The organism is Nonomuraea sp. NPDC048882 (assembly GCF_040649755.1).
Taxonomy (GTDB): domain Bacteria; phylum Actinomycetota; class Actinomycetes; order Streptosporangiales; family Streptosporangiaceae; genus Nonomuraea; species Nonomuraea maheshkhaliensis.
This window is the reverse complement of the sequence record NZ_JBEZGB010000009.1, coordinates 417716-429611: the sequence shown is the minus strand read 5'-3', so window position 1 is coordinate 429611 and position 11896 is coordinate 417716. Positions and strand designations below refer to the sequence as shown.

Genomic DNA, 11896 nt, shown 5'->3' with positions numbered 1-11896 from the left:
CCCTGGCCTTACGATCAGCAGATGACCGAAAAGACCGAAACCACGCCTGCTTGGCTGTCACCGGACGAACTGGAATCGGTGCGCGGCCGCATGCCCATCCTCTACATCGACGCCGTGCCGGTGCGGGTCGACGACACCGGGGTGGTCACCCACGTCGGCCTGCTGCTGCGCATCGCGTCGGACGGCACGGTCAGCCGGGCGCTGGTCTCGGGACGGGTCCTGCACCACGAGCGGATCCGCGACGCCCTGATGCGTCATCTGGAGAAGGACCTCGGCCCCGTGGCGCTGCCGCAGATCCCCATCTCGCCGCAGCCCTTCACCGTGGCCGAGTATTTCCCCACGCCCGGCGTCACCCCCTACCACGACCCGCGCCAGCACGCCGTCTCCCTGGCCTACATCGTGCCCGTGGCCGGTGACTGCAGGCCCCGGCAGGACGCGCTCGACCTGGTGTGGTTCACCCCGGAGGAGGCGGCCTCGCCGATGGTGCAGCAGGAGATGGCGGGCGGGCAGGGCGTGCTGCTCAAGCAGGCGCTGGCCCACGTCGGCCGCCTGCTCTGACGGCGACTGCTCTGACGGCGGCCGCTCCGACAGCGGCTGCTCCGCTGGGGCTCCGGGGCGAGGCGGCTAAGGTCGCGCGGCCCCGGCGCGGACCCAGCGGTAGAGCGGGTCGCCGGGGCACGAGGTGGCGTAGCCGTCCCTGTGCCCCTTGACCTCGGTGCCGGCGTCGCCGTGCTCGCGCAGGTATTCGACGGCGTCGACCAGGGCGTTGAGCAGGTCGTCGTTCGGCTCGGTCAGCCCCGAGTCGCCGAGCAGCGCGAGGACGGCGTAGTGGCCGGAGTTGAGCCCGGCGCCGTTGGCGGCGGGCAGGGCGTGCGGGCCGCGCCCCATGAACGTGCTCCCGTGCGGGCAGCAGACCATGGAGTAGCCCAGGTCGATGTACTTCTCGCCGCGTCCGCCCGACATGTGCATGCGCTGGATGTCCTGGACCAGGTCGACGCAGCGGTCATGGTTCTCCTGATCGGCCAGGTCGGCGGGCACCGCGCCGCCGGTGTAGTGGATCTTCACTCCCCTGGTGGCGGACACGCGGACGTAGCCCGCGGTCGGCTTCCTGGCGTTCCATTCCGCTCGGGTGATCAGGTTCATGCGTTCCTCTCCTCGCCGGTAATGGCCTCCTCATCAGAATGTCAACATTCCGTAGCGATGTCATCACTGTTCGTCACTAGAGTGGCGTAGCCGCCAGGCCACGGCGGCCTGCGCGGTCGCCGGGCGATGGCGGCGCGGGGCGGGGCGGTTGTGGGTCAGTTGCGGGTGCTCTCGAACCGCTTCACGTTCCGGTGGACGTGGCGGAAGACGTGCGACCTGCCGCCGGCGTCGAAGGCGGCCCTGGCGGTGATCCGGCCGGCGGACGGCAGGGGGAAGCCGACCGAGACGGCCGTGCCAGGGTCCACCCGCGCGACCGAGTGCGCCCGCGCCCGCCGCGGCCGGTCCAGGCCGAGGCGGACGTTCCGCCAAGGCTCGGCGGAGCCGTTGTAGAGGGTGACCACGAGCTGATCGTCGGTGAGCTCGGTCCGCAGCCCGTATGGCGTGCGCGGGTCGGCCCCGATCGAGCGGTCGAGCTCGGCCAGCAGCTCCTTGGTCAGCTCGGGCCGCCTGGCGGACAGGTCGCGGCGCTCGCCGGGGTCGGCGTTCAGGTCGTACAGCTCGACGCGGCCCCGTGGCCCGGCCCCGGCGATGTGCGGGTTGAACCTGACCACCTTCCACCTGCCGCGCCGCATGGCCTGGGCCTTGCGCGGCCGGTTCCACACCAGGTGGCGGTGCCGGGGAGCGCCCGCGCCCGTGAGCAGGCCGGTGAAGGAGATGCCGTCCACGTGGGCGGGCAGGGGCGCCCTGGCCAGGTCCGCCAGCGTGGGCAGCACGTCCCAGAACGCCACCGGCTGCCGCTCCACCCGTGGTTCCAGGCCCGGTGACCAGGCGATCATCGGGACGCGGATGCCGCCCTCGTACACGTCGCGCTTGTCGCCGCGGAAGGGGCCGTTGGAGTCGAACAGCTCCGGCGTCACGCCCTTCTCGCTGTGCGGGCCGTTGTCGCTGGTGAACAGCACGAGCGTACGTTCGGCCACCCCGGCGTCGCGCAGCGCCCTGACCAGCGCGGCGACGTCGGTGTCGAGCCGGGCGACCTGGGCGGCGTGGCGGCGGTTCGCGGCGCTCCACGGCCGGTTCTCGTACCGGCCGGCGTCGCCGGGGATCGCGCTCGGCGCGTGCGGCAGGTTGCTGGCGAAGTACAGCAGAAAGGGCCGGTCGTCGTCCTGCCCGATGAACTCGACCGCGCGCTCGCGGAACAGGTGCGGCGCGTACGACCGGCCACCGAGATGCACCTTCTTGTCGTTGTGCCACAGGTACGCGGGAAAGTACTGGTGGGCGTGGACATGCTCGATGTAGCCGTAGAACTCGTCGAAGCCGCGCACGTTGGGGTGGGAGTCCTGGTCCGGCTCCTCGGGTCCGAAACCCCACTTTCCGATGCACGCCGTACGGTAGCCGGACAGCCGCAGCACCTCGGCGAAGGTGAGGTCGGCGTCGGTGAGCGCGTGCTGCCGCCCGCCCTCCGGGTTCTCCCGCACGGTGCTGTGGCCGGCGTGCAGCCCGGTGAGCAGCGCGCATCGCGACGGCGCGCACAGCGGCGCGCCCGAGTACGCGGTCTTGAACTGCACGCCCTCGGCCGCCAGCCGGTCCAGGTTGGGGGTGCTGATGGAGCGCTGCCCGTTGCTGCCGATCTCCCCCCATCCCAGGTCGTCGGCCAGGATGAGCAGGATGTTCGGCCGCGTGGGCAGGGTGCCGCGGCGGGCGGTGGCCTCGGCGCCCGCGGCGGTGGCCGCGGGCAGGGCGAGGCCGGCGAGAGTACCGGCGAATAAGGCTCGGCGCGAGGGCCCGTTGATCACGAAGGGCAACATATCGGAGGGCACGGCGAATGGCGGGCAAATCGCAGGCGAACTCTGTCACACCCTCGTGACCGCCGGGGTGAGCCGGCTGTCACGGCAGATACTCCCATTGACGGCAGATGTCGTGCAGCTCGGCGGGGATCTCCGCAGGCGTGGGCAGGGGCCGGCCGGCGACGACGGTGCCGGCGCGGATCTTGTCGCGCCAGTCGCCGATGCCCTTGACGAAGCCGCCGTGGTCCTGCTTGCCGTAGTCGAGCATGGCGGGCTCGTACTCCAGGCCGAGGAACAGGCAGAGCCGGCGCGACTGCCCTTCGGGGTCGGCGACCAGCTCCTCGTAACGCACGGTCAGGCCCTCCAGGTGCGTCCTGGCCTCCTCCAGGTAGGTCATGTACGCGAGCGTGCGCGGCACGGCCTCCTCCATGGGCCGCTTGTCCGGGTCGGCCTCGTGCCAGGACTGCACGATCGACATCGGGTGGCGCAGCAGGAAGACGAAGCGCGCGTCCGGCCAGCAGGCCGAGATGCGCCGCCAGGCGAAGACGTTGCTGGGCGTCTTCTCGACCAGGACCGGCTTGCCGCTCCGGGCCAGCTCGCGGTGCAGCAGCCGGTCCCAGACCAGGTGTTCGAGGTCGCTGTGGGTGTGGCCGAGCAGCTCCATGGCCTGGCGTACGGGGTCGGTGCCGAGGCCCACGCTCACCCGGCGGAAGTGCGTCTCGATCGGCGAGTGCACCCGGGAGTGGCTGTCGAGCATGACGCGCAGCAGGGTCGAGCCGGAGCGTACCGACGACAGCAGGAAGACGGGCTCGCGCAGCAGCCGGTCGTGCCCGGGATCGACGGGCGGCCGTACCGCGTCGCCGGGCAGCCGCTGCAGCTCCAGCGGCACCTTCGGCGGCGGCGGTTTCGGCGGCTCCTTGCTCAGCCGCCGCGTCAGTGTGTATCCCGTCAGGCCCTCAAGTGTGGCGTTGGCCCGGTACCTCCAGCTCATGGCCCCACAAGGTAGAGCGGGCCAGTGAACCCCAGGTGAATCCGGGCTGTGAGCCTGGGGCGCGCATCGAGGTCACGTGGCGGGGATCACTGGACGGGCACGTCGAGGCTGGGGAACGAGGCGATGCGGGCCTGGAGGGTCGTGGCGTCGTCGGGAAGCGCGAACAGGCTCCAGAACGTACGGGTCTGCCCCGGTGCGTACTTCTCGGTGCTGAGGCGGACGCCGGAGACGTCGGTGCAGGCGCAGTGGTTGCGCACGCGGTCGCCGTCGGGCACCTGGAGGCGGCCGGGCAGGTACTGACGGCGCGCGCCGGGGTCCGTCAGCCGGACGTTGCTCGCCGCCTGGTACGTGTAGCTCTCCCAGTCCTGTGCGTGGTGCAGGTCGTTGTACCAGACCTCGGCCGAGCCCTCGTTGGTGATCGTGTACGACAGCAGGCCCAGGCCGCCCGGCAGCCGGCGCAGCCCGGTGACCTCCATCGAGATGGGCTGTCCCTTGGCCTCGCCGGTCGCCTTGAGCTCGCCCGGCTCCGGCGCGACCGTCCTGACGAGGTCACCGGCCTCTCCCGCCGGCCGGGGCTTGGGCTTGGCGAAGCTGACGGTCACGCGCCGGTTGCGGCGCTTGCCCTCCTCGGTGCCGTTGTCGTACAGGGGGCGGTGCGAGCCGTAGCCGCGGGACTGGAAGCGCACGCCCTCGCGGGTCACCAGCCCGGTCAGCGCCCGCCGCACGGCCAGGGCGCGGCGGGCGGAGAGCGGGTCGTTGATGGCGTCGGTGCCCGAGGAGTCGGCGTGGCCCTCGACCCGCACGGCGGCGTCCGGCGAGGAGTCGACGAGCTTGGCCGTACGGGCGAGCACGGCCTTGGCCCGGCCGGTGAGCGTGGCCTTGTTCACGGCGAACAGCACGTCGGAGGAGAGGTTGACGTGCAGGTCGGTGCCGTCGTCCGCGGTCTCCTCGGACTTGTCCAGCGACTCCGACGGCACCGAGATCCGCCGGGTGACGGGAGTGACGGGCTGGGCGTCGGGGTCGGGGAAGTCACCGGCCGGGGGCTCGTCGCTGATCGGCACGTCCAGCATGGGCGGGCCCGCCGGGGTGACGACGGTGGCGGTGGCGGGGTTGCCGGACGGGGCGGGCAGCACCGCGTACACGGTGATCGACTCGCCGGGGTCGATGAAGTAGCCGAGCCCGTCGCGATCCTGGTCGCTGCACAGGCAGGGAGAGTCCGCCGGCTGGTACGGCAGCAGCCACGTGTGGGCCGCCGCGTCCAGCACGCCGATGCCGGAGGCCCACTTGATCTGGCCGAGCGGGCGGGTCTGGTCGCCCATCTCGCCGGTCCACGGCAGGTCCTTCGTCCCGGTGTTGGACAGGCGGAGCTGCACCACCAGGTGCTTGCCCTTGACCCGGTCGAGCCCGACGACCTCCAGCTTGAGACTCTCGGTCATGGTGCTGCGGGTCTCGGCGAGGGCCGGCCGGTCGTCCGGCGACGGCCCAGCGCTCGACGGGGCGGCGCTGGACGGCGTGCCGGTGGCCGGTGCGCTCGACCGCGAAGCGGCGGATGGGGACGGCGGTGCGGCCTCTTTCGCGGGCGACATTCCGCACCCCGCCGCGGCGAGTGCGAGGACGGTGGCCAGAGCCAGGTTCCGGTTCGGCATGCCGCAAATTCTTCCATGTCCGAAATATCGGCACTACGCCTTGGGGAGCGGCCGGCGGTGTCACGAGGAAGACAGATCGTCCGTGCACCAGGACGCAGAGCAGAACTTAGTTCCGTCCCACCATGGAGCCGTCAACGATTCACCCGCTCCTGAAGGAGGAACCATGCGCATGCTCAAGCGCAGCGCGTTAGCCCTGCCCCTGCTCGGCGGCCTCGCCGCCGCCGCGCTCGCGGCCACGCCCGTCACGGCCCAGGCCCAGGCCGGCGCCCAAGCCGGCACCTCGTCCGCGTCCGTCCGCGTGGTCACCGGCGGCTTCCTGCAGCTCGACTACGTGGGCTCGGCCGACGCCAACAACGTCCTGATCATGCTGGAGTCCGGCACCAACGCGGTGCGGATCAACGACTCGGTCTCCATCGTCCCCGGACCTGGCTGCGTCCAGGCTCCCGGCGACGCCACGACCGTGCGCTGCTCGGTCGGCATCAGCCGGATCGGCGCCCGGCTCGGCGCCGGCGCCGACACGTTCACCTCGCTCGTGCCGCTGACCGGCACCGTCGAGGGCGACGCCGGCGACGACCTGTTCCGGCCCAGCCGCTCCGAGGGCAACCTGAACAGCCGGATCATGTACGTGGGCGGCGCGGGCGTGGACACCGCGACCTACCAGGGCGTGCCCGCCACCGGCCCCACGGGCGGCACCGGCGTGCGGGTGACCCTGGACGGCCAGGCCAACGACGGCCGCGACGCCACCGCGAGCAGGCCCGCCGACCAGGACAACGTCCAGACCGAGAACCTCATCGGCAGTTCCGCCGCCGACAACCTGACCGGCGACCGCTTCGCCAACAGGCTCACCGGCGGCAACGGGCGGGACTCGCTGTCGGGCGGGCTCGGCAACGACGTGCTCGACCTGCGCGACCAGGCGGCGGACCAGCTGTCGTTCTGCGGCGACGGCATCGGCGACACGGCCTTCGCCGACCGGGCCGCGCTCGACCCGGTGAGCGTCGACTGCGAGACCGTCGAGCGCGCGAACTAGCGGCGCGCTCGGGCCGCTCGGACGCGCCTGACGACGCGGCCGACCGGCTCGGAGCCGCTCGGGCCCGCTCAGACGCGCTTGACGACGCGGTCGTGCACCACCGCGTACGTGTCGCGCAGCGCCCGCATCGACTCGTCGTAGGAGGCCTGCGCGACACCGGTGAACAGGCAGTCCACCACCATGAGCTGGGCGATGCGGCTGCCCAGCGCGCCCGAGCGGAACTTGGTCTCCCGCGCGGCCGTCGTGAGCGTCACGTCGGCCGCGCGGGCCAGCGGCGAGTCGTGGAAGTTCGTGATCGCCACCGTCGCGGCCCCCGACCTGCGGGCGATGGCGAGGAACTCGACCGTGTCCACGGTGGCGCCGCTGTGCGAGACGGCCACCGCCACGCAGCCGGCGGAGAGCGTGGCGGCCGAGGTCCAGGCGGAGTGCGCGTCGTGCCAGTTGAGCGCGGTACGTCCGATACGTGACAGCTTCTGCTGCAGGTCGAGCCCCACCAGCGCGCTCGCCCCCACGCCGAAGCTGTCGATCCTGCGCGCGGCCAGCAGCAGCGCCACCGCCCGGCCCAGGGCCTCCATGTCCAGCGAGCGGGCCGTGTCGGCGATGGAGAGCGTCTCATTCATGGCGACCTTGGAGACGATGCCCTCCAGGCTGTCGTTCCTGTCGATGTCGCCCGACGCCTCCGGCACGTTGGGCCCCGCCTCCCTGCGGGCGATCTCCTCCCTGGCCACCGCTCTGGTCAGGTCGATCCTGAAGTCCTTGTAGTGGGCGTAGCCCATGCGCTGGTAGAAACGCACCACGGAGGTCGTCGAGGTCTCGCAGCGGGCGGCCAGTTGGGCAATGGACAGGTTCGCCGCCGCGGCCGGATCTCCGGTGAACTCACCGGCGATCCGCCGCTCCGACGGCCGCAGGGCCGGCATGGCCGCGCGGATGCGGATCAGCAGCGTCTCGGCGTCCTCCGCCATCATCACCCCATGCTGGAAAGAAAGTACCTCGATGGTATGGTCTGCGTAATTTTATGACCTACTGTTCTGAGGAGACCATATGCCCCGTGGCGCCATCTCCGCGGTCGGCATCGCCGCTGCGCTGTCCCTCGCCCTCACCGCCTGCTCGTCCTCCTCGGGCGCACCCTCCGGCACCGCGTCCGGCACCGGAGCGCCGGGCGGCGCGCTCGTCGTCGGCGTGACCTCCGACCCCGACACGCTCTTCCCCTGGAAGGCCACCCAGTTCCAGGCCGTCAACGTGCTGCAGAACCTGTACGGCACGCTCACCGAGTTCGACAAGGACCTCAACGTCGTCCCCGGCCTGGCCGAGTCCTGGGAGACCTCCGACGACGGCAAGAAGCTCACGCTCAAGCTGCGCCAGGGGGTGACGTTCGCCGACGGCAGCGCGTTCGACTCCAAGGACGTCAAGGACTCCCTCGACAAGATCCTGGACGAGAAGACCGCGGCCGTGGCGCGCGCCTCGCTCGCGTCGGTCACGTCGGTCAAGGCGAGCGGCCCCGACACGGTCGAACTGGAGCTGAGCGGCCCCGACGCGGCGCTGCCCGCCAACCTGGCCACCGTCAACCTGGCGATCCTCTCCTCCGACGACACCGAGGAGAAGCTCAACGCCACGCCCAACGGCACCGGCCCGTTCACGCTGGGCAAGCGCGTGCCGAGCCAGTCGATCACGCTGACCAGGAACGACAAGTACTGGGGCGCCGAGAAGCCGAAGCTCGCCTCGGTCGAGTTCCGGGTGATCCCCGACGAGTCGTCCATCGTGTCGGCCATGCAGTCGGGCAACGTGCAGCTCGCCGTCTTCAACGACCCGCTCGTCGCGCAGACCGCGGCCGGCGGCGGCACGATCCAGGTGGCCAAGACGCCGCAGCTCAACTACCACGTGCTCCAGCTCAACGCGCAGCACGGCGACCTCAAGGACGTCAACGTGCGCCTGGCCGTCCAGTGCGCGATCGACCGCAAGCAGGTGCTCGACACCGCCGCGCTCGGCGAGGGCGAGGTGACAGGACCGATCACCGCCCCGGCGTTCAAGTCGGACCCGAACAAGCGTCCCTGCCCGGCCCGCGACCTGACCAAGGCGGCCGAGTACCTCACCAAGGCCGGCAAGCCCGGCGGCGTGACGATCAAGACCATCGTCTCCCAGGGCGAGTACGCCACCTCCGTCAACGAGGCGCAGAACCTCAAGGCCCAGCTCGCCGAGGCGAAGATCACCCTGGACTTGGAGGTGCTGGAGTCCGGCGCGTTCGTGGACCGCTGGGTGGCGGCCGACTTCGACGCGGCCGTGGCGCTCAACGGCGGGCGCCCCGACCCCGACGGCTCCTACGGCCGCTACTTCACCAGCAAGGGCAACCTGAACAAGGTCGCCGGCTACAGCTCCCCCGAGCTGGACGAGCTGTTCGCGCAGGGCAAGGCGACGACCGACCAGGCCGAGCGCAAGGCCATCTACGAGAAGGTCGGCGCCGAGCTGGAGGACAACGCGGCCTGGATCTGGCTGTTCGCCGGCTACACCTACACCGCCACGACCTCCGGCGTGCAGGGCTTCGTCCCGATGGCCAGCGGCTCGCTGCAGTACCTGCGGACCACCTCGGTCGGATGACGATCCTGCGCAACCGCGTCCTGCGGCGCGTGGCCGAGACGCTGGGCATCCTGTTCGGGGTGGCCGTGTTCGTCTTCGTCATGCTCAGGGCGATCCCCGGCGACCAGATCACGGCCGGTCTCGGCACCGAGGCCGCCGCGCTCACCCCGGCCCAGCGGCAGGCACTGGAGCAGTACTACGGCCTGGACCAGTCGCTGGTCACCCAGTTCTTCTCGTGGCTGGGCAACATGTTCACCGGCAACTTCGGCTACTCGGCGCGCTCGCAGCAGAGCGTGCTGGAGCTGACGCTGCACTCGCTGCCGGTGACGTTCGAGCTGGCGGTGTTCTCGATCGTGCTGGCGCTGCTCATCGGGGTGCCGCTGGGCATGCTGGCGGCCTCGCGGACGAACTCCGTCCGTGACGCCGCCGGCCAGGTGGTGAGCCTGGCCGGCCTTTCGATCCCGGCGTTCCTGCTGGCCACGACGCTGCTGTCGGTCTTCGCGGCGTCGTTCGGGTTCAACCCCAACGGGCAGGGCTTCGCCACCTTCGTCGACGATCCGCTGCTCAACCTGCGGCAGATGCTGCTGCCCTCCCTCGTGCTGGGCTTCGGCATCGCCGCGCCCATCCTGCGCACCACCCGTACGGCGGTGCTGGAGGTGCGCTCGAACGACTTCGTGCGCACCGCCCGCGCCAAGGGCGTGCCGGAGCGGCGGCTGCAGATCAGGCACGTGCTGGGCAACGCGCTCGTGCCGATCGTGACCATGACCGGGCTGCAGTTCGGCTACCTGCTGGGCGGGGCCGTGGTGGTCGAGCAGATCTTCTCCGTCCCCGGGATCGGGCGGCAGGTGCTGCTGGGGATCCAGCAGAAGGAGTACGCGGTCGTGCAGAGCACGGTGCTGGTGATCGCGCTGGCGTTCGTCCTGGTCAACCTGCTGACCGACGGGCTCTACCGGCTCATCGACCCCCGGGTGAGGGCGTCGTGAGCGCGCTGCGGCGCAGTCCCGTGGGGCTGGCCGGCGTGGTGATCCTGGCGCTGCTGGCCGTGGTGGCGGTGCTGTCGTACCTGGGGCAGCTGCCCTACGACCCGATCGCCCAGCATCCGCCGGCGCGGTTCCTCGCGCCGTCCGGTGAGCACCTGTTCGGCACCGACCAGTTCGGCCGCGACGTCTTCTCCAGGGTGGCGGCGGGCGTGGGCAACTCGGCGCTGATCGCGGTGGTCGCGGTGACGTTCGCGACCGTCGTCGGCACGCTGGGCGGGCTCGTGTCCGGCTTCTACCGGGGCCTGGCCGACGGCGCCATCGGCGGGGTGACGAACGTGCTGTTCGCCTTCCCGCCGCTGCTGCTGGCGCTGTCGCTGGCCTCGGTGCTGGACCGCAACTGGTTCACGATCGCCGTGGCCATCGCCATCGTCTACGTCCCCATCTTCATCCGGGTCACCCGCGGGCCCGTGCTCTCGCTCAGGGAGATCGAGTACGTGAAGGCGGCCGTGTCCACCGGCCTGAGCCGCTGGCAGATCATGCTGCGTCACGTGCTGCCGAACATCACCTCGATCATCGTCATCCAGGTCGCGCTGTCGCTCTCGTGGGCGGTGCTGACCGAGGCGTCGCTGAGCTTCCTGGGCCTGGGCACTCCGCCGCCGGCGCCGTCGCTCGGCTCGATGATCTTCGAGGCGCGCAGCCTGGTGTTCGTGGCCCCCTGGACCCTGATCGCGCCCGGCGCGGTCGTCGTGCTGCTCGTGGTGGGTCTCAACCTGCTCGGCGACGGCCTGCGCGACACACTCGACCCCCGGAACCGAGGGAAGCGGTGAACCTCTCAGAACTGACGACGGAGTCGGCCGATCCGCGCTTCGCCGGCATCGACGTGATGAGCGTCGGCGAGCTGGCGGCGACCATGAACGCGGCCGACGCCACGGTGCCCGCCGCGGTCGCCGCGGCGCTGCCGAGCATCACCGCGGCCATCGAGGCGGCGGCCGCGCGCATGGAGACCGGAGGCCGGCTCGTCTACGTGGGCGCCGGCACCCCGGGCCGGCTGGGCGTGCTGGACGCCTCGGAGTGCCCGCCGACGTTCTCGACGCCGCCCGAGCAGGTCTTCGCGATCATCGCGGGCGGCGAGAGCGCGATCGTCTCGCCCTGCGAAGGGGCCGAGGACGACGAGGAGGCGGGGGCGGCGGCCGTGGACGCGGCCGGGATCGGGCCCCTGGACACCGTGGTGGGCATCGCCTCCAGCGGGCGGACGCCGTACGTGCTGGCCGCCGTGCGGCGGGGCCGCGCGCTGGGAGCCCTGACGGTGGGGCTGTCGTGCAACGCGGGCTCGCCGCTCGGCCAGGCGGCCGAGCACGCGATCGAGGTGCTCGTCGGGCCCGAGGTGATCAGCGGCTCGACCAGGCTCAAGGCGGGCACGGCGCAGAAGCTCGTGCTCAACATGTTCTCGACGATCGTGATGGTCCGGCTCGGCAAGACGTACGGAAATCTCATGGTCGACGTGAAAGCGAGCAACGGCAAGCTGCGCGAGCGGGCCGTGAGCATGGTGCGCACGATCACGGGAGCGGGACGTGAGGAGGCGCTGGCGGCGCTCGACGCCAACGGCTTCAACGTCAAACAGGCGGTCGTGGCCTCGCGCTTCGACCTGTCGCCGCAGGACGCGGCGGCGCGGCTGGAACGGGCCGGCGGACGGCTGCGCACGGCACTCGGGGAGCGGGCATGACGGTACGGCTGGGGACGGCATTCGGGGAGCG

The 11896-nt window shown here is 71.4% G+C and carries 11 protein-coding genes; 6 read left to right on the top strand and 5 right to left on the bottom strand.

Features of this window, described 5'->3' with window-relative positions:
• The first annotated feature begins 21 nt into the window (after nucleotides 1–21).
• On the top strand, nucleotides 22–558 hold the full coding sequence (locus AB0C27_RS31865) for an NUDIX hydrolase family protein (protein WP_346112899.1): 537 nt from the start codon (nucleotides 22–24) through the stop codon (nucleotides 556–558).
• A 66-nt stretch (nucleotides 559–624) separates the two neighbouring features.
• On the opposite strand, the gene AB0C27_RS31860 is transcribed toward AB0C27_RS31865, so the two are convergent.
• The 4 genes from AB0C27_RS31860 to AB0C27_RS31845 form a co-directional block, all read right to left on the bottom strand.
• Entirely contained in the window at nucleotides 625–1143 is a 519-nt protein-coding gene (locus AB0C27_RS31860) for a peptidoglycan recognition family protein (protein WP_357851330.1), read from the bottom strand.
• A 155-nt stretch (nucleotides 1144–1298) separates the two neighbouring features.
• Nucleotides 1299–2936: an arylsulfatase gene (locus AB0C27_RS31855; RefSeq protein WP_357851327.1), complete on the bottom strand. Its 1638-nt coding sequence runs from the start codon at nucleotides 2934–2936 to the stop codon at nucleotides 1299–1301.
• A gap of 91 nt (nucleotides 2937–3027) precedes the next feature.
• On the bottom strand, nucleotides 3028–3918 hold the full coding sequence (locus AB0C27_RS31850) for a sulfotransferase (RefSeq protein ID WP_357851324.1): 891 nt from the start codon (nucleotides 3916–3918) through the stop codon (nucleotides 3028–3030).
• A gap of 86 nt (nucleotides 3919–4004) precedes the next feature.
• Nucleotides 4005–5564, bottom strand: a complete 1560-nt coding sequence (locus AB0C27_RS31845; protein ID WP_357851321.1) for an OmpA family protein — start codon at nucleotides 5562–5564, stop codon at nucleotides 4005–4007.
• A 163-nt stretch (nucleotides 5565–5727) separates the two neighbouring features.
• Between AB0C27_RS31845 and AB0C27_RS31840 the strand changes: the two genes are divergently transcribed.
• Nucleotides 5728–6591, top strand: coding sequence for a hypothetical protein (locus tag AB0C27_RS31840; RefSeq protein WP_357851318.1), 864 nt, complete (start codon nucleotides 5728–5730; stop codon nucleotides 6589–6591).
• Between the two features lie 68 nt (nucleotides 6592–6659).
• On the opposite strand, the gene AB0C27_RS31835 is transcribed toward AB0C27_RS31840, so the two are convergent.
• The gene (locus AB0C27_RS31835; protein ID WP_357851315.1) at nucleotides 6660–7556 is read right to left on the bottom strand and encodes a MurR/RpiR family transcriptional regulator; all 897 of its coding nucleotides are present in this window, start codon (nucleotides 7554–7556) and stop codon (nucleotides 6660–6662) included.
• 76 nt (nucleotides 7557–7632) lie between these two features.
• Here AB0C27_RS31835 and AB0C27_RS31830 point away from each other — a divergent pair, with 76 nt between their 5' ends.
• The 4 genes from AB0C27_RS31830 to murQ are packed head-to-tail and all read left to right on the top strand — an operon-like array spanning nucleotide 7633 to nucleotide 11865.
• A complete protein-coding gene (locus AB0C27_RS31830) occupies nucleotides 7633–9183 on the top strand; it encodes an ABC transporter substrate-binding protein (RefSeq protein ID WP_357851312.1) in 1551 nt (516 codons plus the stop codon).
• Nucleotides 9180–10145 carry an ABC transporter permease gene (locus AB0C27_RS31825; RefSeq protein WP_357851309.1) on the top strand — a complete coding sequence of 322 codons (966 nt, stop codon included), beginning with the start codon at nucleotides 9180–9182 and terminating at the stop codon, nucleotides 10143–10145. Before AB0C27_RS31830 ends, AB0C27_RS31825 begins: the two co-directional genes overlap by 4 nt.
• A complete protein-coding gene (locus AB0C27_RS31820) occupies nucleotides 10142–10969 on the top strand; it encodes an ABC transporter permease (RefSeq protein ID WP_357851306.1) in 828 nt (275 codons plus the stop codon). Before AB0C27_RS31825 ends, AB0C27_RS31820 begins: the two co-directional genes overlap by 4 nt.
• Nucleotides 10966–11865 (top strand): N-acetylmuramic acid 6-phosphate etherase, encoded by a 900-nt coding sequence (murQ, locus tag AB0C27_RS31815; protein ID WP_357851303.1) that lies wholly within the window; start codon nucleotides 10966–10968, stop codon nucleotides 11863–11865. Before AB0C27_RS31820 ends, murQ begins: the two co-directional genes overlap by 4 nt.
• Nucleotides 11866–11896: the final 31 nt, after the last annotated feature.